Source organism: Chitinophaga caeni (genome assembly GCF_002557795.1).
Classification (GTDB): domain Bacteria; phylum Bacteroidota; class Bacteroidia; order Chitinophagales; family Chitinophagaceae; genus Chitinophaga; species Chitinophaga caeni.
The window spans coordinates 2,773,422-2,797,608 of sequence record NZ_CP023777.1 but is presented as its reverse complement, the minus strand read 5'-3'; the positions used below and the strand labels follow the sequence as shown (position 1 = coordinate 2,797,608).

Here is a 24,187-nt window from a genome sequence, read left to right as displayed (position 1 = left end):
AATGAAACCAATCCTCAAACATATCGCAATAGCTTTTTCTTTGGCATTCTGCACTTCGGCATTTGCCCAAAGTAAGATTGCCACTACTCCCACTACGGAGCTGTACGGCTATTACCACAAAGGGCAAAATTTTGAAACTATGCAGAAAGATATTCAAAATTATGAAGCCTTACTTTTAATGGCTGGTTACATTAAACAAAACAGCCACATCGCATCAGAAAATGATTACACCATTCTTTGGCGATATAAACACGAAAACGGAGGAGAAATAGATGCTCAAATTCATTATCAGTTTTTAATTCCCTATTTCAAAATTACCATAGACCAAATTATAGCTACGTATCCCAATGGGAATATGGCGGTTTTTTCCTTGAACTCAAAAGATGAAGCCATTAGAGAAATGTATGCAGACCTTTACAATGTTTTGGTCAAAAGCCTTGTCCGCTTAATCAAACCAGCCAAAACAATAACCAAAGAACAGCTTCGGGAAGCGTTGAACAACCTCGATAAAATGCCTGAAATAAAAAATGATTAACCACGTAGAAACATAGAAAAACTATGTGCCTATGTGGTTAAAAAAATAAAAACAAAATGAAAAACCTGATACTTATCTTTTTAATCATAAGCTATACTTCTGCATTTGCCCAAACCTTGCCAGACATCACGTATCAAGATTACGGCTATTCCAAGCCGTTGAACAAAGTAACGCAAATGTATTACAGCATTGAGTACGACAATGACAGTAGCGTGAAAAATGTAGAAGAAGTAGAAAAAGTAACCCAAGCATTCAATACCAACGGCAATATCGAAAGCTACGAAAACAAAAGTTTTTTGGACGAAAGTTGGGCAAAATCCCAAAGTACGTACAAACAGGGGCATTTGCATAAACAAGTGTGGACACACAGCAATCCGTACCTGAACAGGACTTATACCTACGTTTACGACAAGCAGAGCAGAATTACCGAAGAAAAAATCCATTTCAAAGGCGGAAGCAAAAGCCATATCAAATTCCGCTACAAAGACAGTTTATTGACCGAAATAGAAGCCGACATAGACGGTACGCAGTCTGTTACGGAGCGTTATTATTCTGCCAAAGGAAAATTGCACAAAGAAATTCATCGGCAAAAAGTGCCGAACGAAGCCGACATCGTAACCAACTATTTCTACCTCGAAGACAAGGAAATACTGTCTTTCGTAGAACCACAAAGCTATTTCTATGCTACGGCTTACCTCAAAGATGCGATGGCTCATCATTCCGGCGAAATCAAGTTTAAGCTCATCGAAGACAGCACCGCACAAAATAAACTATTGAAAGGCATTTTGCGATTTGACAAAGAAGCACCAAACGATAATCTGCCTTTTGATTTACAAGCCTATTCCGAACAAACTTTACAGGCATACAAGAAAAACCCAAAAGAGCTAAAGCCTTACCGGATGGTGCTGTACCTGCGTGACGAAAACAACAACATCACAGCCGAAGCCGAAGTAGATTTGAAAGCCGGAAACATTGCCGGTATCGGTTTTTTCAAAACAGAATTTACTGACGGAAAGACCACCGGTACAACAGAGTTCAGTCATAAAAAGCTACATCTATTTGAAGCGATGTTGGAGCAAACCAAATTACCTTAAAACACATAACGGTATGAAAACGATAATACATAAATTTTTAGTAACGGCACTTTTTCTGATTGTTGTTGCCACATCTCAAAAAGTGTTTGCCAACGCCTCACAGCCCGGCGTATGGAACGCAGGCGGTACGGTCTATACGATGCTCTATCCCGAAGACAGCCTGACGTTCAAAAAAGTGCAGATGCAACAGGAACGTATCTACATACAGCTCTACAAAGGCTATGCGGTGGTAAAAGGCGAATATATTTTTAAAAACACCACTTCCGAAAAGCTCAATTTTAAAATGGGTTATCCCGTAAACGGAATTTATTCGGGTGGCGATGTGGATTTAAACCAGGTACAAATTGACCAACTCAATCAGTTCAAAATTAAAGCCAATGCAATTTGGCTGTCATTAGTCGAAGAACCGAACAGAGAATATGGAAAAATAAACAGTTTTAGTGATAACTGGAAAGTATGGCAAATGGAATTTTTGCCCGACGAAACCAAAAACGTAGCAGTATATTTTATCGTCAATACTAATAATGGCATTGTCAGAAAAGGATATGAAAAGGAAAACTACAATGCTTTTATTTATCTCCTTGAAAGCGGAAGCGTTTGGAAAAATCCGATTGAAAAAGGAAGTTTCTATGTTCAGCTAATGGACGGTTTACAGCAAAAAGATGTGAAAGGTTTGTCGGATAATTTCGGTTTTCAATACAATGAAAGCGAGCATATTTTTTGGGGAAACAAAACAAATTTTTCCCCTACACCCAAAGACAATTTAATTGTAACTTATTCCAATTGGATAGAAAATTTCCAGTACGAAAACAGCATTGTCCAATCCGAAAGGCTATTCGCAAAGGTTGATGAATTAAGCAGTAAAAATCTACAAAGCCTCAACTACACAACTGTACCCTCAAAAAATCCTTACGAAGTAGAAAGTACATTTTTAGGATCATTTCCCGGATTGCTTACACTTTTTGTGATTTACGCACCGTTCATTATCGGAATTATTGTAGTAGCCATCGTTATCTGGGCAATTGTAAAATGGAGAAAGATTAAAAGAAATAACAAAACAATGTAGTATGATAGCTTTAGCCTTATTATTTGTCTTTATCATTGGTCTATTGTTGGTCATTGTGTGGTTGCTTCAAAAATATTTTGATACTTATAGTAGTCTGCACATCTCGAAAAATATACACTCGAACGAATTTCAAAACCATTTGGAATTAAAGGAAAATACAAGAAAAGTCTTCGAAATGGAGCAACAAATAAATACGCTAATAAACAAACGGCTGACCGAGATGGAAGAGAAATTTCCAACGGAGCAACCACAGGAAGAACTATCGGAAATGCTCACAGGAAACTTTAAAAAAGTACTTCACTCCACATTAAACTTATTGAAAATAGAGCGGTATGAGACATAACCTTGAATTAATTTAATAAATTTACTGCATATTCCACTATCAATGAAGCGAAGCACAACAATCCGCCCCAATTGTTTTGCGATACCGACAGGTATCGTCAGGTCTTTTGTGGTATTGTTTTTTCTTACTCTGTCATCGGGGGCATTCGCCCAGCTGAAAGAAAAAATAGACAGTCTGCATACAGCATTCGTACAAGCGGAGGCAGACTCCGCCAAATGCGATATACTGACCCAGATAGCCGAAGAATACCGTTTTATCAATAGCGACAGCTCAATCGCTTATGTAAACAAGGCAAAGGAAATTGCCCAGACCCTCCAATCGGATTATATGGACGTGGATATCGCCATACTAAATGCCATTGTGCTGTACGAAAAAGGCGATTACGATAACTCTATCCGACTGCTGAAAGAAATAGACCCTTTGGCAACAAAATTGGGCGACAAAGGGTATCTGCTCAAAATGTACCAGACCTATGGCAACTCCTACGGATTGTCGAACGACCACCGCCAAGCCATCGAATACGAGCTGAAAGCCCTCGACTATGCCAAAGAACTGAAAGATAGTATGGCTATGGCAAACCTGTACATCAATATCGGGAGCGATTTCCATTACATCAAAGAATACGCAAAAGGTATCGAATACTGCGGTAATGCCCGACAGATATATGAAAAACTCGGACAGGATTTTTATCAGGGGTTTGCCCTCAACAATATGTCCAATTACAGCAACCACCTCAACGATTACCAAAAAGCACTCGACTACGCTACCGAAGCAACCCAATATTGGAACGAGGACAACAACGAACGGCTGATGGGCTATCTGTACCACAATTTCGGAGAAGCCTACAAAGGCTTGAAAAATTACAGCCAATCGGAGAAATACTACCAAAAATCCATTGCTATCCGGCAGAAGAACGAAGACCCGAAAGACCGTATCATTACCAGTAACGAGCTAGCAGAGCTATACATTGCGTGGAACAAACTGCCCAACGCATACGTCATTGCAGAGGCGAATTATCATCTTGCCAAAGAGAAAGATTTTACACGTGAAGAACAGCAGTCGGCAGAACTGTTGGCAACTATCCACGAAAAGCAGGGCAACCTCACGCAAGCCGTAAAATACCTCAAAATCAGCCAACAGCTCAAAGACAGTTTGCAGAGCCAAGAACAGGCAAAGGAAGTGCTTCGGTTGGAAACAAAATACGAAACCGCCGAAAAGGAAAACCTTATCCTGCAACAGCGGGCGAAAATAACAGACCATCAGCTTGCCCTCAAAAACAGGAGCTTATGGATTTTCGGGCTGACGGCATTAGCCGTTATCATCGGGTTGATTGGCTTCTTGCTCTACAAACAGCAGGTGCTCAAAAACATCAAGCAACAAAAAGACAACGAACTCAAATTAGCATTGGAGAAAATAGAAACACAGAACAAATTACAGGAGCAACGCCTGTCTATATCAAGGGATTTACACGACAATATCGGGGCACACCTCACATTCATTATCTCGTCTATCGACACGCTGAAACAATTTATGGCAAACCGTGACCAGAAGCTCTCGGACAGGCTCGGAAATATGAGCTCCTTTGCCAAAGAAACCATTCGGGAACTGCGGGATACCATTTGGGCGATGAACAGACCATGCATCAGCATTGCCGATTTAAAACTGCGTACCGCCAATTTCATAGAAAGCGCCAATAAGGCAACCACGCATACCACACTGTCTTTTGCCGATAAAGTAGAAAACGACAAAGACCTCTTATTCAATTCCAAAACAGGGATGAACATTTACCGCATATTGCAGGAAGCGGTAAACAATGCCCTGAAACACGCCGAGGCAACCCGCATCAGCATTAGCTTTGCCCGGCAAGGCGATATGTTGCAGATGCAGGTAGAAGACAACGGAAAAGGCTTTGATACTTTGGAAATGTATGACGGAAACGGCTTGCAGAATATGCGTAACAGAGCCGAAGCACTCGGCGGCACATTGCACATCACTTCCGAAAAGGGGCATACACGAGTAATTTTTCGTTTTCCCTTGCAGGAAATGAGTGATAAGCAAAACGATACCGCTACTTAACAGGCTACGGCTATTAAAATTTGTAATTTTGCACCAATGAGATTATTATTTACATTCCTTTCTTTCTTAACCGCTTTGGGTGTGGCGTTTGCACAAACTACCCCGATGGCGGATAGCATTGTACAATCTGTACAGCAAGAAAAGAATTACGACCAACAGATAGCGATACTCCAAAAGAGCATCATGAAAATATACAATACAAAATCTGATGAAACCATAACGCTTGCCCGGTTTGGTTACGACCTTGCCAATCAAAAAAACGACAAAGTAAACAGAGGCAATTTCTTGCGGTTAATCGGGCTTTCAATGATGAAGAAAGGGCATATAGATAGTGCATCGGTTTATTATTACAAAGCCCTGAAAGAATTGGAGCCAACTAAAAATACAGAAAAGCTGGGTTTGCTGTATGACGATATGGCAAGGATGTACCGCAAGCTGAAGCAATCCAAAAGGTCGTTGGAATTTTATGACAAAGCTTTAAAATTATATGAAGCCGAAAATAATTTAGAGGGCATCGCCCGCATCAATAATGAAAGCGGTGCAGTTTTTCGGGATGATTTTTCCGATTACAAAACCGCCAATGAGCGTTTTGAAAAATCTTTGCGTATCCAACGGCAACGGAATGACAGTGTGGGAATTGGCTATGCGTTGGAATTTTTAGGTTATAACCAACTGCTCATCAAAGACTATAAAAAATCGGAAAGTTATCTGATGGAGGCGTTGGCAATCCGTGAAAAGCTGAAAGATGATTTTGCCACAATGCTGAATTATACGGCATTGGGAGAGTATTACAACCAGACAAAACAACCAAAAAAATCCAACGAATACTTTGAGAAAAGCAATGCTTTAGCCGAAAAAATAAAGTACCCCGATATTCAGAAATACAATTACGAAAACATAATGCACAATTATGAGATTTTGGGCGATTATGAAAAGGCATATCAAAACCTCAAAGCGTTTAACGTACTCAACGACAGCCTGTACAATACCAAAAGACTGAAAGATGTAGAAGAAATCAGTACCAAATACGAAACCGCCGAAAAAGAAAAGCAAATCGCCGAAAAAGAGCTTGCCCTCAAAATCCGTAACCAATGGATTTTCGGATTGGTAGCATTAGCTGTTATCATCGGACTGATTGGCTTCTTGCTCTACAAACAGCAGATACTTAAAAATATCAAACAGCAGAAAGACAACGAGCTGAAATTGGCATTGGAAAAAATCGAAAGCCAAAACAAATTACAGGAGCAACGCCTGTCTATATCAAGGGATTTACACGACAATATCGGGGCACAGCTATCCTTTATCGTTTCCGCTATCGACACCATTAAATACTATGTTGCCGATAAAAACGAGCAACTGACAGGCAGATTAAGCAATGTCGGTGTTTTTGCCAAAGAAACCATTCAGGAACTTCGGGATACCATTTGGGCAATGAACAAGTCGGGCATTACCATCAAAGACCTGCAAAGCCGTATTGCCAACTTTATCGAAAAAGCCAAACATTCCTATCCCAACATTCGTATTTCGTTGGTAACGGACAAAAATATACCGGATGATACAGCATTCACAGGATTGCAGGGGCTGAACATTTTCCGCATTGTACAGGAAGCCACCAACAATGCCCTGAAATATGCCCAAGCCGAACGAATAGAAATACGGATAAGCAAAGAAGATGACAATATCCATTTCCAAATAACAGACAACGGTAAAGGCTTTGTGGAAAAAGAAGTGGAAGCAAGCAACGGACTGTTGAATATGCGGAAGCGGGCTTCGGAGCTGGGCGAAGAACTGCTCCTGCGGTCAGAGCCGGACAAAGGAACGAGTGTGTCGTTCGGAGTGAAATAATCCATAAATATTTAGTTATGAAAATACGTATAGCCGTTATAGACGACAATAATTTCCTGATAAAAAGCGTAAAAGAAAAGCTTTCGTTTTTTGAAGATATAAGCATTTCCTTTACCGCCAACAACGGTCTGGAATGTATGGACAAGCTCAATGAAAACCGCCAGATAGACCTTATCCTTATGGATATCGAAATGCCCAAACAAAACGGCATAGAAGCAACCGCTTTGGTCAAGCAAAAATATCCGCAGATAAAAATCATTATGCTAACGGTTTTCGACGATGACGAAAACATATTTAAAGCCATACAAGCCGGTGCAGACGGCTATTTGTTGAAAGACACCGAACCACAGGAGCTATATAATGCCATTACCCAAACGTTGGAGGGCGGTGCAGTGATGACCCCGTCTATTGCAATGAAAGCCCTTAATCTTCTGCGTTCGCCTTTGGCGGAAGAAACCGATGAAGCGGAAGAAACCATAAAGCTGACAAGCCGTGAAGTTGAGGTATTGGAACAGCTCTCCACAGGGCTTCCGTACACTTCCATAGCGGAGAACCTGATAGTTTCGCCCTCAACCGTCCGCAGGCACATCGAAAATATTTACCAAAAATTGCAGGTGCACTCTAAAACCGAAGCCATTGCGTTGGCAAAGAAGAAGCGGTTTATATGATTTTGTATAATTAACAAGTGCATTGCATTCTCCATTCTTTCTTCTTATTGGCAAAGTCCTTCTCTTCGTAATTTTCTCCTGTGTTTCTGGCTGATTATTTTTTTTAATGTCTTGCTTCAAATTCTTCTGTTATCTCAACAACCTTTTTGAATAAAGCTATCACCTCAACAGTCTGTTTTTCCAATTTGTAGAGGTATGCCAATGCTTTTTTCTCCGAAAAATTATCGTTCAACAGCTTCAAAATTTGATTATAATTTACGCCTATCGAACGATATTGACTGTGAAACGATGTCAATCGCATATAAAAATCAACTGTTCCTTTGTCGATTTTAACCGTTTTCATTTCCTTTGCGAACAATAACGAAACAATAAATTTAGCCTTATTGTCCATTCCCGATTGGTCAAAAAGGGCTAAAAATTTTGCATTTTCTTCATCGGTAAGCCTGAACATATACCTGTTTTGTGCAGGGTTCAGCTTTGGTTTTCTACCGCCTTTGTTCTTCTTTTTGTTCATTTTTTCCATAATAATTCCATTTTTAATTTTTTCAACCATTCGACTTCGGAGAAATGGTTTAGCTCCCTGCGTAAGGGCAAGTGGTTTTGAGCAGCGGAATTTATTTCAAGCAGCTCAAAACACAACTTGCCGTGTTCTGATGAACACAATAATCCGCTCTTTCAGGCGGATTGTAATTAGCAAGGGAAATGCCCATTTCCTGTATCAAAATTCGGGAAGAATAATAGAAAACCTGTAAGCCATTGAACGCCAAATGCTGCCACTGAATGCCATATTTATGTGGTTGTCGCATATCTCCTTTTATTTGTCCGAACCATAAGCGAGTTGTATAAATGGAAAAACGTACAAACAGCTGTATGTGGCTCCCAATGCCTGAAAGACCAAACGACGAAACTTACAAACAGACAAACATAAAAATTATGAACAGAGACAATGAGAAAAAAGTGACACCGGATATTGATGAAGCGAAAATGATGGAATTGATGGTGGATGGAGTAAGAAAAGATGGCTTTAAAGTTCGTGCTGAAGAACCAATCCAGCAGCCGGAAAAAGAAAAGCCTGTTTCAAGAGAACGTAGCAGAATAAAAATTAATAGTCAGGCTGATTATGAAAAGATATTTTTTAATCGGAACCAATCCGTTTTTCTTTGGGGCATTCATTTTAAGGTAAAACAATACCTTAAATGTTGATTTTTTTGTCGTTTCCATACTCACAATTCTTAATGATAAAATTAAACTTATGTGAGCCACGGAACAATATGAAAAACGATGCAAAAAACTGAAATACAGTACATTAAAACGATATTTTTTGATATTTAAAAGTAACGTTTTAGTAACCTTACTTTTGCCAATCGTTGCTTTTTTCTGCTTTTTACCTCATTACCAAAAAATCATAAAACGGCTGTAAAGCTTTTATTTACAACCGTTTTACCTGTTTTAATCTTTGATGTATTTTTACTGAAACTTTATTTTACAGGTCTTATAAAAATCCCCATATATACATACTGTATCCAATTCACTGCATTCTAAGTAAGTATGTTTTTATATAAAAATTCACATTATTGTCCGACTAAATTTTAACCGGGGAGCAATTTGATCCCTCAATAGTTCGATTCAATGTTCATCTGCTCGTTTCTTGTACTTTTTTGCTTGCACAAAAAAGAGTACCAAAAAAGGGCACAAATTGGCCATTACGGCCACCAATTTGATCACTCGATCCCGCCTTTCTACTACTGTATGGCCAAGCTACCCTTCGCTATCAACGGTGCGAAGTTCCGCGGTTCTCTTGGCGGGGGTTGAATGTATCATCCTTCGCTTATATCCTTGACCAGGTAAGGAATTCAAGTACCTTTAAAGCATTTTTAGCCGGATAACAATGATAAAAATTTATAGCTCGCGGAACCATAATCCGTGTTTACAGGGAAAAATATAACCAACAGTCCTTTCAATAACCCCATGCTATCACAAAATGCGCAGCCTAAGGGTTCATTTGTTATGCCCGGCACACACGGAAATAATTTTTATGAAATAAACCATCAAGCCAGGAAAGCTCATTAATATTATAGCTAACATATCATCATAAAAAAAACCGCTCCCAAAAATGGAAGCGGTCCTGATTCAATAGTGTGTATTTATTTTCTATATAGCTTACGGATCACATGGTTCCCCAGGTCGGCAACAAAAATGTTCCCGCCAGGATCAACACATACATCCGTTGGTTGACTGAATTGGGCGCCTCCCCCGGCACCATCAAGATAACCATTACTCGTTCCAGCAATTGTACTAACGCTGCCATCTTTAATTTTCCGGATTTTATTATTGCTCAAGTCAGCAATATACAAAGCTCCATTAGCATCAACATCGATTCCGTAAGGGCCGTTGAACCTCGCGTTATTTTGTAGACCGTCAACGAAACCTGCATAGCCATCACCTGCAACCGTTGTTACTTCAGCACCCGGACCGATTTTACGGACACGGTGATTCAACCTGTCGGCTACAAAAATATTACCGTCTTTGTCAACACACAAACCGCTGGGGTTTTTGAATGATGCTGCTGTTCCAGTGCCATCAGCATAACCGGCAGTACCACTTCCAGCCAAGGTGGTAACATTCCCTGCCGGATCAATTTTTCGGATGCGGTGGTTCAAATTATCAGCCACGTAAACATTCCCAGCATCATCCGTAGCAACATCCAAAGGTTGATTGAATTTTGCCGCCGTTCCATTACCATCGGCATAACCTGCCGACCCGCTTCCGGCCAGTGTAGAGACAATACCTTCCGGTGTAATTTTTCTCACGCTGTGATTATCGCGATCTGCCACGTAAACGTTTCCGCTTTTATCCACGGCCGTTTTCCAAGGATAATCAAACAAAGCGATCGATACATCTCCATCTACATGCCCATCCTGATCCTTTCCCGCATATGCGCTTACCATACCCCCGGATATCTTGCGGATCCTGTTATTTCCCCGATCAGCAATATAAAGATTACCTAACAGATCGATTGACAAACCTTCAGGATTACGGAACTTGGCCGCTTTCAAGCTTCCTTCTACCGATCCCGCCGTGCCACCGGTACCCGCATAGGTTTCAACAAAATATTCTTCAGGTGGTAAAGTATAACTATAAACGGGGCCCATGAATTGTTGCCCGCCGACCTCGATGTTTACGTTCCCCGTAGAACCGCCTTCAGGGCTCACAACTTGTAATTGTGTTTCACTGGCTTCGATCACGATAGCAGGAATATTGTTAAAGCTCACTTTATTATTTTCCCGAACATTACTAAACTCTTTACCATTGATTGTTACGATAGTATTAGCAGTACCGTATGCCGGCCAGATGGAAGTAATTTTCAATACATCCGGTTGAGATTTATCATCATCTTTATTACATGAGTAGCATAATAAGAATGCTAAACATAAAAAGCTATATGTAAGAATTTTCATGCTCTTTCTTAATTTCCGGTGAATAATTATGGTTGATCGGCAATGATCATCCAGCTATTTCCAACTGCCCGGTTATTGCCGTCTGATGGGCGGTTACGAACTTGCCATACAGGCGCCAACGGGTGTTTGATCATAAATGTGGATGAACCGCCACCGTCCAAATTCACAACGGTAGTACTTCCACAGGCTTTTAACAAGATTCCCAGGTCCGTAATCGAGATTCCGTTACTGTAATAAAAGCTCCTTCCGTCTACAACGGCAAATACCATGATACCATTTTCATTAATGCCCACGGCCGTTCTCGGTTCAATGCTAACATCGGTCTGCACCTGGACCGCGTTATTCCAAACTAATATCTGGCCGGCGCCCAATGCATCCCTAAATTCGTCCTTCATATTATCGAAGTCTTCACGGTTGCCGATAAATACTGCTCCATCATCCTTCACGCCAACGAAAGAAGCGCTGCGTGCATTTGCCCAGGTAGTTTTCAAAATTTTGCCATCCTTGATAGCTATGCCCCTGGGTTCTCCAACGGTGCTGAAGAAATCGGCATTCAATCCTGCTACTACGCGGTTTCCGGCAGAATCGAGATACTGCGCCATAACGGGAACGGTTTGTAAGGCAAAAGGCTTCGATCCATAGGGGGTACCGGCTTGCAACCGGATTCCTTCGTGATTCAAGTCCACCTTTAATAAATATACATGAGTAGAATACCCGGCCTCGTTCTGAAAATGCAAATCGGTTTCTTCAACACCCGGCACCACTACAAAGGAAGTATCGGAGAAGAGGTTGGCAATCAGTCCTGTACTGTCCAGTATTCTTTGAGTTAATTCCGCCTTTGGAACAATCTCCCGGGGATGCGTTGAATCCTTTTTGCAACCAAATGCCACGAGTTGAAGCAACAGCACGGCAGGAGCCGCCATTTTAGCTATGCGTATCATAAATTTCTTGTTTAATATCATTGTATAAGGCAATTAATAATCATCATTCTGATCTAATAATTTATTCAAGGCCAATTCATTCATCGGCAGCGGGAATTTAACTTCGCGATCATCTAAGCCGATATCAGTTGTGGCGCGGCCCAAGCGTACCAAGTCATAATAACGGAATCCCTCTGCCAGCAATTCCTTCCTTCTTTCTAACAATACTGCATCTAAAAACTCATCCTCTGTTGCCGGGTTCACCGGGCCTAAGCCCCTTTCTTCACGGAGCTCGTTCAAACGGTCCAGGCCGTTTGCTAAGCCCCCGGCTTCCGCGCTGACGAGGTACATTTCCCCTAGGCGGATCACTTGGATAGGATCTGTTCCCGATTGACCACTGGGATATTTATTAATAACATTCAAGCCCCCGTATGTATCCACGGAAATAGCAGCACGTTTATCGGACGAAGAAAACAGGTTCATTACTTCCATGGTTGGCCTATAAACATAGCTTCCTTTCACAGGATGGGCATAAGTATAAAACAGGGTACTAATATTAGTATTCGATTCGATCGTTGCGTTTTTGAACGTGAAAATCGATTCTGAATTTGTTGCATTTCTAAAAATATTTTCGAAATCATCCAACTGGAAATACCCGGAAGTGATGACCGTTTCAGCCAGGTCATGCGCCTCATCTTTCTTTCCCAAGGCTAGTTTCACCCTTGCCATAAGTGCCGTAGCGCTCATATTAGAAACGTAGTAAAAACTTCCAGCCGTATATGCGGGCGCCGTAGCCATAGAGAGCTCCAATTCATCTTCAATAAACTCCCATGTTTCCGTCTCGGTATTCCTCGGTACCTTGGCAGCGGTATTCACTTTCAATACCGGCACGCCACCCCAACGGGTTACCAGGTTATAATACAAGTAAGCCCTGAAGAAATGAATGACACCTAATATCTCTTGTTTCCTTGATGATTCCGGAAGACTTTCTGTTGACTCTAACAAGTTGTTTACCTGGTACAATGCAGAATAATAGCCGTTCCAAGCACTGCTCATAAGGCCTTGTTCCGGCCTTAAGATATTACTGATAAAAGTATTCAATCCCCCGTCTGAAGTAGCCCCTGCATTAATCAGGTTCCCCCCTACCATATCGAACATGATATAGGATTGTGCACCCGGCGCGTTTTGCACCCGGCTGTAAATACCGATTAAAAAGGCCTCTACATCTGCTTGCGACAAGGTATTGGTAGCCACGGCGGAGTGTGAAGGAACATCTAGTAACTTACTACAAGAACTCGTACCCAATGCCGCGGTCAATAATAATGCTATGAATTTATTTTTCATGTCAATTTTTTCAATAGATTAGAAACTCACATTTACTCCAAGTATAAACGTTCGCGGCTGTGGTAATATCAGGTTATCTTCACCGATATAACGCGGGTCCATGCTGGAGTTAACTTCTGGATCCAAGCCGCTGTAATTTGTCCATAAGGCGAGGTTATCTGCTTGTGCATAGATGCGTAGCTGCTTCATCTTCAAGCGCTGCAAAATAGATGCGGGTAAGTTGTAACCCAATGAAAGCGATCGAACTCGGAGGAAAGAACCGTCTTCCAACCAGCGGCTAGAGTTGTAAAAGTTATAACCTTGCCCGTAAATAGCCCTGGGTGTAGTATTACTTGTTCCCGGACCTGTCCAGCGATCCTTTACCGTTTTAAGTGTATTATTAAAGGCATTGTATCCTAAGCGTTCCGTATTGATCCGCCAAGTTGCGTAAACATCAGCGCCGGCGGAATAGTTCAAGAATACTGACAGGTCGAAATTCTTATACCGGAATGTATTGTTCCATCCACCGTAGAAGGCGGGATTAGAACTGCCTACTACCTGGCGATCATTGATATCAATATTACCATCCCCGTTTAGATCTTCATACATGACATCGCCTGCACGGACACCTATGTCGTATAAAGGTTGAGGCACATCCTTATCATCTTGGTAAATACCCAGCATCTTGTAAACCCAGATACTACCGATGTCTTGCCCAACTTGCAGGCCGCGGTTGCTACCTATCGATAATACATCCGTATTACCGATCAGGGAAAGAATTTCATTCTTTACGAACGCGATATTAAAATCAGAGCTCCAGTTTAATTCCCCGAAGTTGACGTTGGTATTGATCCCCAGTTCCAGTCCTTTATTCAACATCGAACCGATATTGCTCGTGATACTCGTGAAACCGGAAGTAGCATGAATCGGCATGTTGTATAGTAAATTGGTGGTCTTCTTCTGATAATAATCCAACGTAATATTTAACCCACCGCGGAACATTGAATAATCAAAACCTATATTCATCTGACGGGCCTTTTCCCAAGTTAAATCCTCATTACCCGTAGTTGTAACAGAAATACCGCTTTTCTCATCGTAATTGTAACCACCGGTTGTGAGGGATTGGTATGCATAATTGCTCACCCCTTCCTGGTTACCGGTAGCGCCGTAACTAAAACGCAATTTCAATTCTTTCCCGGCATCCTGCCAAAAATTCTCCTTCGAGATTTGCCAACCTGCCGACATGGATGGGAAATACCCGTACCTATTTTTTGGTGAGAACCTGGATGAACCATCTGTCCGCATGGAAAGCGACAACAAATATTTTCCATCATAAGAAAAATTCCCCCTCGCGAAATACGACTCCATGGCATTACCATAAAGGTTAGTAGATGCGTCATTGATCACGGCAGCGGAAGCCAACACATCGAAAGATGGCGCAGGGAAACCGTTTCCATCAATGCCGCTGGTAGAGGTGGTCATCTTCTGGAACGATTGCCCTAATAACCATTCAGATCTCAATTTACCCCAGGACTTTTGATAGCTCAATGTATTTTCGATCAACAAGTTCGTAAGTAATCGGCGGTCATCTACGTTTCTACCGTTCCCGGTTCCATACGGGTGTTTCTGGTTATAATAGATATAATCATGCGTATAGATTACATCTGCGCCAAGGGAAGTTTTAAACATCAAGTCCTTCGTAAAATTCACAGAGGCGAATGCATTTCCGAGCAAGCGGTAGTTTTCAAGGTACGCTACCTCTTCATTTAAGATTTGTAAAGGATTATGATATACTAAGTCGGAAGTTCCACCAACATAATAGCTGCCATCCGGCTTATAAGGCCTGTCAAACGGCCGTTGCGGCAAGCTGCGTCCCATGATCGTGGAACCTAAGTTGGAGCCCGGCACACGGTTATTATCACTATAAGACATGCTCAGGTTTACACCCGTTTTCAGCCATTCTAGCGGCGTCCCGGTAACATTGGCCCTGATCATGTATTTCTTTAATTCGTTGGTCAGGATTGTTCCTTGTTGATTTTGATAACCACCGGAGATATAATAAGTGCTTTTATCATTTCCCCCGGAAGTAGCCACGTTAATATTTTGCGAGTATGCCGTCCTCAATACCCGATCCAACCAGTCCGTTTCCGGCAGTGTGGGATATGGATTATCGATATAAGGAATAAACTTGCTATTGCCCGGCGTATAACCGTACTGGTTATTATAATTATCGATGGCCTCGTTGGCAACTTCCAGATATTGATCGCTGCCTGCCATTTTAACTTTATGCAGGTTGGGAACATTTCCCATGCTAGCAAAAGCGTTAATACTTAATTGTCCCTTTCCTTTTTGCCCACTTTTAGTCGTAATAAGGATCACGCCGTTAGTAGCCCTCGAACCATATATCGCTGCCGATGCCGCATCTTTTAATACTTCGATCGAAGCAATATCATTTGGATTCAATTCAGCCAATGGATTCATATTTTCACCGAAATTCGTCATGGCGGCGTTATGCGGTAATACGGGCACCCCGTCAATTACGTATAGCGGTTCATTACTTGCACTTAAGGAGCCGATTCCCCTAACACTGACGCGCACTGCTCCACCCGGCATGCCGGAAGCCCCGGAAATGTTCACCCCTGCAACCCTGCCTTGCAACATTTGATCGGGTCCCAGGACGGGGCGGGAATTCCTATCATCGGGTCTAAATGTCCCTATGGAGCCGGTTACATCCTGCTTCTTCTGCGTTCCGTAACCGATTACAACAAGTTGTTGCATATTCTGGCTCGCACGGGACAATTTTACAATTACAGGTTGAGCATCTTGAACAACGATTTCCTTTTTAGAAAAACCGATATAAGTGAAGGTCAAAGTGACCGGGGGCGTAATATTATCAAACTGGAAATGCCCGTCAGCGCCTGAGATAGTTCCTTGCTTAGAACCCTTTACGGAGATTGTTACACCGGGCAAAGCTTCGCCGTTGGAGGCATCCACGACAGTTCCTTTAATTGAAATTCTTTGAGCGGTTACATCTTGCTCCGAAGCCGGTAGCAATATAATTGTATTATCAACTATTTTATAAGTAAGGGAAGTACCTTCGAGGCAAGCATCCATAATTTCATTGATGCTGCTATTACTTACACTTAATGTAATTTTGTTCTTGACCTTGGCAATATTTTCATCGCTAAAAATAAATAGGTACTTACTTTGCTTACGGATGATTTTAAAGACGGATTGTATATCCGCATCCTTAACATGCACGCTAAGCGGCTGATCCTGCAAATAAGTCCCGGCCATTACCTTGACTTGCAGCGATAATCCCAATAACAGTAAGCAAACGAGCTTTAGTATAGGGCTGAAAAGCAACGAATAGCATCTTCGTAAAAAGCTACAGACTTCTTTCTTCATAAATTCGGATTTGTAGATCAATAGGGCGCCCTCCCGGCCATTGCGGGGCCAAGGTAAACGCTGGTATCATTAATTTTTTGTTAGCTATTATTTGGTCGGCTCACATATATGGTTCTCCCGGAAACATGGAATTCAATACCCGCTGATAATTTCAAGATCTCCAACACTTTATCCAGTTGTTCCTGCCTGCGCATAGCACCGCTGATGTGAATACTGTTTGGATCGATCGATGCATCATATTTTACTTGTACATTATACCATCTACAGATGGTTTGCATAACACCCGGCAAATTTTCATTCTTGAAGGCCAATAAACCGTTTTTCCAAGCCGTGGCCAAATCTAGATCAGCATCTTCCTTAGCAATATTTTTACCGGGCAGATAAACTGCTTGCTCCCCCGGTTGCAATCTAACCGCGTTACCGTTTCTTTTAACCCTTACGGCGCCAGAAACTAAAGTGGTTACATACCGTGCATCGTCTTTATATGCTTTCAGGTTGAAGCTCGTACCCAATACTTCCACCTGCATACCATCTACATTCACTAAAAATGGTTTATTAGCGTCCTGTGCCACTTCAAGGAAAGCTTCACCTTTCAACGTGATTTGCCTGCTGTCGCCATTAAATGCAACCGGGTATTCCAGGTAGCTCTCGGCATTCAGCCAAACCTTGGTACCATCACTCAATACTACTTTATATTGCCCGCCCCTAGGCACGAAAAGCAAGTTATTCCCGGTCACGTTGCCGAACGCCTTGTTTTTCCCATATACCAATGAGGCATTTTGCTTTTTAAGTGCAACACCCGGTTGCCCAGGAATCAAGCCATCGCCATGATCATCTAGAGCCACTTGTTTACCATTTGACAAGGTAAGCACAGCTTGGTTCTTCCCCGGTGCTATGTCATCAAGCATGGCAGTTGTTCCCGGCTCAATACTTCCGGTATCCTTATGCTGGAAAAACACCCAGTATGTGCCCAGGCATAAGATCAACACGGCAGCAACACTTGCAACGCGGGGCCATAAGCGGAACACTTTTTTACTTATATGACGATCCGCCAAGATGTGCCGGTGTATGTTTTCCAATATGCGCGGCGCTTCGGCCGGGATATTTTTATCCACCCGGGCTTGCTCTTCCCTGAATTTTTCGAGTAATGCTTTCTGCCAAGCACCCGCATCATTCTTTTGCAGGTAAAGTCTTAACCAGTTAAGCTCTTCCTCGGTCCAGGAAGTTTTATTTAATAAAAATTGTATGTAAGATTCCGGTTTCAAATACGTATTTATAATAAATACACCGGGAGAAGAAAAAAGGGGGGGGTCGAAGAAATTTATTTTTCCCGTGGAGCCAAGGCATGCCATGGCTATACTATCACCACATCGTCAAAAAAACGACGGGAAAAGCAATGGCGGCCAAGTTCCCGGGATTCATATGAATATAATCCCTTATAAATTCATTAGCCTTAACGATATGTTCCTTAACTGTATATTTTGAAATTTGCAAGTTCTCCGCTACTTCAGCATAAGATTTCCCTTGGAGTTTACATTGAACAAAAACCCTTTTCCTTTGCGGCGGAAGTTGCTCTATAGCCGATTCCAGCAATAATAATTGGGCTTCGGTCAGTTGCCAATCCTGTTCCAAACCACCGTTATCGTTATGCTGCTTTTCAATAGAAGCCGTTTTAAGCTGCTCCTTCATCCTGTTGCGCAAGTAATTCATCGATTTATTATAACTTACGACAAACAACCAGTTAGCGAGCGGCTGATCTTGTTTTAGTGTATATCTTTTTTCCCAAAGGCTCACAAATACTTCCTGTAAAATATCTTCAGAAGCGGTATAATCTTTAGTAATCCGTAAAATATTATCAGAAATGATTTTGAAATAGCGGTAATATAACGTATCAAACGCTTCCACATCGCCACCTTGTAATAGTTCGATGAGTTGATTCTCCGGTATTTCTTCACGAATTGACATGATAAGATACAATTTATCTACAGGATGAAAAGGCTAGTAAATTGACTAGGGATGAAAACAAAGATTCAAATTCTTGATTGATTGCAAAAGACTTTGATTGAACTTAATATAAACTTAACGCCCGTGTAACATGAACCTAACAGCCTAAAAGCAGCAAGGTTAAAGGTTTACAAAGTTTTTCAACGGTGAAAGCTCCCATTCTACACACAACCGGTTATAAATTTAAAAAGAATCTTAACGTAGACAAACAAATGAAAGAACACTAATACTAAATTCACTTCCAACTTCAATGTATCTATCGTAATATTAACTAATAATATTTAAATTTTTAGTTTAAAAATTATGCAGCTGAAAATCTTGAGTAATTGTTGCAATCGTAATTATTTATTATTATTTTAAAGTTATCTTATACAATCGGAAGGCATTTTATTCATCGCTTGTTTACTTTTATCCCAGTTATTCACTGACCAAATTTTCGTAACCAATGCACAGAATTGCTGAATTACAAGGGGATAATGAAGCTGTTTTCCGTGACATCTTCAATGAATTTCACGCTCCCCTCTATACTTTTTTGTATCAAAAATTATCATCGGATTACCTGGCCAAAGAAGTTGTACAGCTAACATTCATAAAATTGTGGCGCTACCGACGGAGTCTTGATCCCGCTGTAGACATCGCCATCCAAATTTTCCGGATTGCTAAGACAACCTTGATCGATGAAATCCGCAAGATTCAAACCAGGCAAAAGTACTACCAGGTAATTCCAATAGGCGGCAGCCTGCACGGGGAAATATTACCTACGATATATTATAAAGAAACCTTGTCGAAAATCGAGCAGCTCATGCATTTGTTGCCACCGAAAAGAAGGGAGGTTTTTAGATTAAGTAAAATATATTGTCATACAAATAAAGAGATCGCGGCAAAATTATCCATCTCCCCTAAAACCGTGGAGCAACATATTACCTTGGCCCTGCGTTTTATGAAGCCATTTTTCCAAGTACTGTTAATAATTTTTTATATTGTTAACTAATCCCGCATCATTTACTTAGCTTTGTTAGGTTAACGGCCGCATGAAGCAAAGAAAGCAAAATAAGGTCCCAGGTGATCAAGAAGCCCAGCAGCTAGCCAAGCTCGCCCAACAACTTGATGAAGATTCCGCCCATTTGGATAACTTATTATCTGAAGACGAGTGGAAACAATTCCTTGTGAATGGCCATGAAGCACACAGTGACCAAAGCCAGTTTGACCCGGTTTACAACGCGAGCATCCGTAAAACGAAAAGACAAAAAAACTTGTACACCGGCATTAAGTACACGGCCATGGTTGCCTTGTTATTGGTCGGTACCTTATTCTTCATGAATAGATCCCGGCGGGCTGCACTCCCGGATACCACCGCTACCGATTTCGCGAGTTTTCACCACAAGAATATTTCTTCCGGGGTAGAAAAAATTACCTTACCGGATAACTCCAGTATCATTTTATACCCTAATAGCGAGTTTAGCTACGCGGGGAATTATAATAAGAACGAAAGGCATATCCAGTTGATCGGTAAAGCCGTTTTTGATGTAACGAAGGATGATGCCCAACCTTTCACCGTACTCTGTAGAAGCATCGCGACAACGGCCCTCGGAACTAAATTTGAAGTGGATGGCTACCGTGATCTTCCATTTGTTCATCTTTACGAAGGAAAAATTATCATCCGCGCGATCGGTGACAGTACATTATATAAATATGTAAAACCCGGTGAATCTTTCGCTTACCTGGAAACTGAAAAGCAATTTATCGCGGTTCCTTACGAGCTCCAAACTATTGCCAAACGTAGGCAAGCAGCTCATAACAGGAAAGAAAGCAGCCCGGCAACCAGGCATGCACCTGCTGCTATTGTTACCGATGTAAAAGGCCATAAAACATATATCAACTTCCAAAACAAGAACCTCAACGAAATATTTGATTACCTGGCAGAGAAATACGATGTAGAAATCAGGTATCCTACGGATATCGTCGTATCGACAAATATGCTGCTTTCCATCGATGCCGCCCAATCAATCGATAAAATTATTGAAAATATTTGCTCCGCTAACGGACTGAAATACAAGCAGGTTGACACTCATAAATACATTATTTCAAAATAAATCCATCACAAATTAGGGGTTACGGGGCACGGGCAACGTACTAAGGTTGAGATTTTAATTAATATCAATCTTAGCGTATGTTCAAAATGCTACAATTATTCAGAAAATCCTTTTTACTCTCCTTGCTGCTTTTCAGTTTTGCTGCCATGGCGCAGCAATCCAGCGGCACCATTACGGGAGTTGTTACGGACGAAGAGGGCGGACCGATGCCCTTCGTTTCCATCACGGTTAAAAACTCGATCAGCAAGAAGGTATACCAGGCCTTATCCGACACGGCCGGTCATTTCAAGTTCAGCAATATGCCCACCGAGGGTACTTATAGCTTCGAGTTTTCTTCTACCGGATATGTAAAACGTTCTATTACCGGCTATGTTGTAAAAAGCGGTGTGCCCAATTCCGTGGTCGTAAGCCTAGCGATCGATCAGTCGGACCTGGACGAAGTGGTAGTAGTTGGTTACGGCACGCAGAAGAAAGTCAATTTAACGGGCGCCGTAAACCAAATTTCCGGTGACGAGATCCGTGATCGACCCGCCACGAACATCACCTCGATGTTGCAAGGTGTAATGCCCAACCTCAATATCAGGGTGGCGAGCGGAACGCCGGGACAAATGGCTTCGTTGAATATTAGGGGTGTGACTTCTATTGATGGGAATTCGGCGGTATCCGGAGCTCCCTTGGTTTTAATAGATGGTATTCCCGGCACATTAGACAGGTTAAGCCCGGAGGAAATACAGTCTATTTCCGTACTTAAAGATGCCTCATCGGCAGCTATTTATGGTGCGCGCGGTGCATTCGGGGTAATCCTTGTTACAACAAAGAACGGCAAATCTGGTAAGATGTCGCTTCGCTATAATAATTCCTTCGGCTTCAGCACACCTACGGTTAGCACTGATTTTATTACTACGGGTTACGACTGGATGAAGCTTAATGATGCAGCCCTAGCACATATCGGTGGCTACTCTGGCTATACGGAACAAGACTACCAGGAGTTGTTGGCCAGGAGAAATGATAAAACGGAGGATCCTTCCCGTCCATGGGTAACAATCCAGAATCGAAATGGCCGTGATCAATATGTTTATTACGGCAACTACGATTGGTGGGATATAATGTTCACAAAGTGGCAACCGATGCAGAACCACAACATCTCCTTGATGGGAGGTAATGATAAGATTAATTTCATGATCAACGGTAACCTGAAAAGCAAAGATGGGATCATGCGTTTGCATACGGATAAATACAGCTCCAAAACATTAAGGGCTAAATTCTCTGCGCAAATGACACCGTGGTTGAAGTTTTCAAATAATACTAATTTTTACAATTCCAGCTATAAATATTATGGTCGCGAAGGTGGGGGAAGTGCAAACTTCATCCATATCAACGTGCATGCTTCGCCAGCTTATGCGCCGATGAACCCGGATGGTACGGCAACCTATATCACCGGGTTGAATAATTATGACATCGGTGACGGAATCTTTGCGATGTTAATTGATGGACATACGAGAGGGCAAGATAGAAAATACGAGTTAACTACGATCAACGAGGTAACGATCAGCCCGGTTAAAAATTTAAATATCCGCGGAAATTACAGCTACAGCTTATATACTGATCCCAGTTATTATCGCCAAGCACCCGCAAAATATTCATTATACCCGGGAGTTATAGATATTACACCTAAATATTCGATCGACCAATTATCGGAAGAACAGCAATTCAACCAGGTACATGTGGCCAATTTATATATGGATTATGCCAAAACATTCAATAAAGTTCATAACATCAAAGCTTTATTAGGATATAACCAAGAGCTACATCTCGCCAAAAAAATTACCGCGCAAAGGATGGATTTAGCTTCGGAAGATCTCAATGACCTCAACCTTGGCTCCGGCGAACAGAAAGTATTCGGCGGCTCCAGCGAATATGCGCTAATGGGCCTCTTTTACAGGTTAAACTATGATTATAAAGGCAAATACCTGCTCGAATTAAATGGTCGGTATGACGGTACTTCTAAATTCCCGAAGGATAACCGTTGGGGATTTTTCCCATCTGTATCCGCAGCTTGGAGAATTAGTGAAGAGGATTTCTTTAACCCGATCAGGAATGTATTTTCCGATTTGAAAATACGCGGTTCATATGGCTCATTAGGAAATCAAAACGTAAGCGGTTATTATCCATATATCCCTACCATGAACCCTGGCACGATGGCTTATATGCTCGATGGAGAAAGGGCGAAATATTATAATTCACCAGCTCCAGTATCTGGCGATCTAACCTGGGAAACTATTACATCTTACAACTTAGGTGTGGACGCAGCTTTCTTAAATAATAGGTTAGGCATTAGTTTCGATACTTATATCAGGAATACGGAAGATATGCTAAGCCAAGGTTTGGTGCTTCCCAATGTGTACGGTTCCACCCCTCCTGAAATCAATATCGCAAGCCTGAGAACACAAGGTTTCGAGTTATCAATTAACTGGAGAGACATGATCAGCGTAGCGGGAAAACCATTCCAATACCATGCTGCTTTTATCTTGAGCGATAATCACACCAAGATTACCAAGGTGCAGAATACTACACGCTTGACCTACTCGATGTACGAAGGTAAAGAAGTAGGCGAAATTTGGGGATATATTACCGACGGGTTCTTCCAAACTGATGCTGAAGCCAAAACATACCCGGTAGATCAAACATGGTTGAACCGTGTCAGAAATGACAATAACATACCGATCCAAGCCGGAGATTTACGATGGATAGATTTAGACGGCGATGGAAAAATTAGTGCAGGTGAAAATACCGTTTCAGATCCGGGCGACCAGAAAGTAATCGGTAATTCCACACCAAGATATCAATATGCATTTAATCTTGGTGCAAATTGGAATAATATCGACTTCTCGGTTTTCTTCCAAGGACTGGGTAAAATGAATTGGTATCCAGGGAATAATGCGGACAGGTTCTGGGGACCGTATTCGCGCCCGTATTTCTCATTCATTCCAAAAGATTTCGAGAAAGATATTTATTCTGAAACAAATAAAAACGCATATTTCCCAAATCTACTCGCATATGTAGCCTTAAACGCTAACAACGAGCTAAGGGCAACCAACAACCGCTATTTACAAAATTTAGCTTACTTAAGGTTAAAAAATCTCACGATCGGTTACACTTTACCAAAGAGCCTACTCGACCGTTACAAGATTCAACGCTTAAGAATATTTGCTAGCGGTGAGAATTTATGGACATGGACGAAACTACGAACCGATTATATCGATCCTGAACAAGCTATGTCAAATAACGATGGCCGGGTTTATCCATTTAGTAAGACCTTCTCATTCGGCTTGGACGTATCCTTCTAATCAATTT

The 24,187-nt window shown here is 41.7% G+C and carries 18 protein-coding genes; 11 read left to right on the top strand and 7 right to left on the bottom strand.

The features are described 5' to 3' along the window. Position 1: 1 nt before the first annotated feature. The 7 genes from COR50_RS11845 to COR50_RS11815 all read left to right on the top strand — a co-directional run bounded on the left by COR50_RS11845 (position 2) and on the right by COR50_RS11815 (position 7,627). Entirely contained in the window at positions 2–535 is a 534-nt protein-coding gene (locus COR50_RS11845) for a hypothetical protein (RefSeq protein ID WP_098194179.1), read from the top strand. Between the two features lie 56 nt (positions 536–591). Continuing rightward, positions 592–1,629: a hypothetical protein gene (locus COR50_RS11840; protein WP_098194178.1), complete on the top strand. Its 1,038-nt coding sequence runs from the start codon at positions 592–594 to the stop codon at positions 1,627–1,629. Positions 1,630–1,642: 13 nt separating this feature from the next. Next, positions 1,643–2,695: a hypothetical protein gene (locus COR50_RS11835; protein WP_098194177.1), complete on the top strand. Its 1,053-nt coding sequence runs from the start codon at positions 1,643–1,645 to the stop codon at positions 2,693–2,695. 1 nt (position 2,696) lies between these two features. After that, a complete protein-coding gene (locus COR50_RS11830; RefSeq protein WP_098194176.1) occupies positions 2,697–3,038 on the top strand; it encodes a hypothetical protein in 342 nt (113 codons plus the stop codon). Between the two features lie 42 nt (positions 3,039–3,080). After that, positions 3,081–5,114, top strand: a complete 2,034-nt coding sequence (locus tag COR50_RS11825) for a tetratricopeptide repeat-containing sensor histidine kinase (RefSeq protein ID WP_098194175.1) — start codon at positions 3,081–3,083, stop codon at positions 5,112–5,114. A 183-nt stretch (positions 5,115–5,297) separates the two neighbouring features. Then, complete coding sequence (locus COR50_RS11820) at positions 5,298–6,959, top strand: sensor histidine kinase (protein WP_198405638.1); 1,662 nt, start codon at positions 5,298–5,300, stop codon at positions 6,957–6,959. Positions 6,960–6,976: 17 nt separating this feature from the next. Then, positions 6,977–7,627, top strand: a complete 651-nt coding sequence (locus COR50_RS11815) for a response regulator (RefSeq protein WP_098194173.1) — start codon at positions 6,977–6,979, stop codon at positions 7,625–7,627. Positions 7,628–7,730: 103 nt separating this feature from the next. On the opposite strand, the gene mobA is transcribed toward COR50_RS11815, so the two are convergent. After that, positions 7,731–8,150 (bottom strand): conjugal transfer protein MobA, encoded by a 420-nt coding sequence (gene mobA, locus COR50_RS11810; RefSeq protein ID WP_098196205.1) that lies wholly within the window; start codon positions 8,148–8,150, stop codon positions 7,731–7,733. 323 nt (positions 8,151–8,473) lie between these two features. Between mobA and COR50_RS22430 the strand changes: the two genes are divergently transcribed. Continuing rightward, on the top strand, positions 8,474–8,830 hold the full coding sequence (locus COR50_RS22430) for a hypothetical protein (RefSeq protein WP_198405637.1): 357 nt from the start codon (positions 8,474–8,476) through the stop codon (positions 8,828–8,830). 941 nt (positions 8,831–9,771) lie between these two features. Here the strand turns inward: COR50_RS22430 and COR50_RS11800 are convergent. From COR50_RS11800 to COR50_RS11775, 6 genes are all read right to left on the bottom strand, one after another. Then, positions 9,772–11,085, bottom strand: a complete 1,314-nt coding sequence (locus tag COR50_RS11800; protein WP_098194171.1) for an IPT/TIG domain-containing protein — start codon at positions 11,083–11,085, stop codon at positions 9,772–9,774. 26 nt (positions 11,086–11,111) lie between these two features. Next, positions 11,112–12,026, bottom strand: coding sequence for a phosphodiester glycosidase family protein (locus COR50_RS11795; RefSeq protein WP_157760779.1), 915 nt, complete (start codon positions 12,024–12,026; stop codon positions 11,112–11,114). 33 nt (positions 12,027–12,059) lie between these two features. Then, positions 12,060–13,349 (bottom strand): RagB/SusD family nutrient uptake outer membrane protein, encoded by a 1,290-nt coding sequence (locus tag COR50_RS11790; RefSeq protein WP_098194169.1) that lies wholly within the window; start codon positions 13,347–13,349, stop codon positions 12,060–12,062. 18 nt (positions 13,350–13,367) lie between these two features. Next, the gene (locus COR50_RS11785; RefSeq protein ID WP_098194168.1) at positions 13,368–16,736 is read right to left on the bottom strand and encodes a TonB-dependent receptor; all 3,369 of its coding nucleotides are present in this window, start codon (positions 16,734–16,736) and stop codon (positions 13,368–13,370) included. Between the two features lie 80 nt (positions 16,737–16,816). Then, positions 16,817–18,001, bottom strand: coding sequence for a FecR family protein (locus tag COR50_RS11780; protein ID WP_198405636.1), 1,185 nt, complete (start codon positions 17,999–18,001; stop codon positions 16,817–16,819). Positions 18,002–18,098: 97 nt separating this feature from the next. Continuing rightward, entirely contained in the window at positions 18,099–18,701 is a 603-nt protein-coding gene (locus tag COR50_RS11775; RefSeq protein WP_098194166.1) for an RNA polymerase sigma factor, read from the bottom strand. Between the two features lie 484 nt (positions 18,702–19,185). Between COR50_RS11775 and COR50_RS11770 the strand changes: the two genes are divergently transcribed. The 3 genes from COR50_RS11770 (at position 19,186) to COR50_RS11760 (ending at position 24,180) form a co-directional block, all read left to right on the top strand. Next, positions 19,186–19,731 (top strand): sigma-70 family RNA polymerase sigma factor, encoded by a 546-nt coding sequence (locus COR50_RS11770; protein WP_098194165.1) that lies wholly within the window; start codon positions 19,186–19,188, stop codon positions 19,729–19,731. Between the two features lie 40 nt (positions 19,732–19,771). Then, positions 19,772–20,833 (top strand): FecR family protein, encoded by a 1,062-nt coding sequence (locus COR50_RS11765; RefSeq protein ID WP_098194164.1) that lies wholly within the window; start codon positions 19,772–19,774, stop codon positions 20,831–20,833. A gap of 77 nt (positions 20,834–20,910) precedes the next feature. Continuing rightward, positions 20,911–24,180, top strand: a complete 3,270-nt coding sequence (locus COR50_RS11760) for a SusC/RagA family TonB-linked outer membrane protein (protein WP_098194163.1) — start codon at positions 20,911–20,913, stop codon at positions 24,178–24,180. Positions 24,181–24,187: the final 7 nt, after the last annotated feature.

What these genes read in the sequence shown, in the direction of transcription:
- COR50_RS11845 (WP_098194179.1), top strand. Translation starts at nt 2, where the DNA reads ATGAAACCAATCCTCAAACATATCGCAATAGCTTTTTCTTTGGCATTC.
- COR50_RS11840 (WP_098194178.1), top strand. Translation starts at nt 592, where the DNA reads ATGAAAAACCTGATACTTATCTTTTTAATCATAAGCTATACTTCTGCA.
- COR50_RS11835 (WP_098194177.1), top strand. Translation starts at nt 1,643, where the DNA reads ATGAAAACGATAATACATAAATTTTTAGTAACGGCACTTTTTCTGATT.
- COR50_RS11830 (WP_098194176.1), top strand. Translation starts at nt 2,697, where the DNA reads ATGATAGCTTTAGCCTTATTATTTGTCTTTATCATTGGTCTATTGTTG.
- COR50_RS11825 (WP_098194175.1), top strand. Translation starts at nt 3,081, where the DNA reads ATGAAGCGAAGCACAACAATCCGCCCCAATTGTTTTGCGATACCGACA.
- COR50_RS11820 (WP_198405638.1), top strand. Translation starts at nt 5,298, where the DNA reads ATGAAAATATACAATACAAAATCTGATGAAACCATAACGCTTGCCCGG.
- COR50_RS11815 (WP_098194173.1), top strand. Translation starts at nt 6,977, where the DNA reads ATGAAAATACGTATAGCCGTTATAGACGACAATAATTTCCTGATAAAA.
- mobA (WP_098196205.1), bottom strand. Translation starts at nt 8,150, where the DNA reads ATGGAAAAAATGAACAAAAAGAAGAACAAAGGCGGTAGAAAACCAAAG.
- COR50_RS22430 (WP_198405637.1), top strand. Translation starts at nt 8,474, where the DNA reads ATGGAAAAACGTACAAACAGCTGTATGTGGCTCCCAATGCCTGAAAGA.
- COR50_RS11800 (WP_098194171.1), bottom strand. Translation starts at nt 11,085, where the DNA reads ATGAAAATTCTTACATATAGCTTTTTATGTTTAGCATTCTTATTATGC.
- COR50_RS11795 (WP_157760779.1), bottom strand. Translation starts at nt 12,026, where the DNA reads ATGATACGCATAGCTAAAATGGCGGCTCCTGCCGTGCTGTTGCTTCAA.
- COR50_RS11790 (WP_098194169.1), bottom strand. Translation starts at nt 13,349, where the DNA reads ATGAAAAATAAATTCATAGCATTATTATTGACCGCGGCATTGGGTACG.
- COR50_RS11785 (WP_098194168.1), bottom strand. Translation starts at nt 16,736, where the DNA reads ATGAAGAAAGAAGTCTGTAGCTTTTTACGAAGATGCTATTCGTTGCTT.
- COR50_RS11775 (WP_098194166.1), bottom strand. Translation starts at nt 18,701, where the DNA reads ATGTCAATTCGTGAAGAAATACCGGAGAATCAACTCATCGAACTATTA.
- COR50_RS11770 (WP_098194165.1), top strand. Translation starts at nt 19,186, where the DNA reads ATGCACAGAATTGCTGAATTACAAGGGGATAATGAAGCTGTTTTCCGT.
- COR50_RS11765 (WP_098194164.1), top strand. Translation starts at nt 19,772, where the DNA reads ATGAAGCAAAGAAAGCAAAATAAGGTCCCAGGTGATCAAGAAGCCCAG.
- COR50_RS11760 (WP_098194163.1), top strand. Translation starts at nt 20,911, where the DNA reads ATGTTCAAAATGCTACAATTATTCAGAAAATCCTTTTTACTCTCCTTG.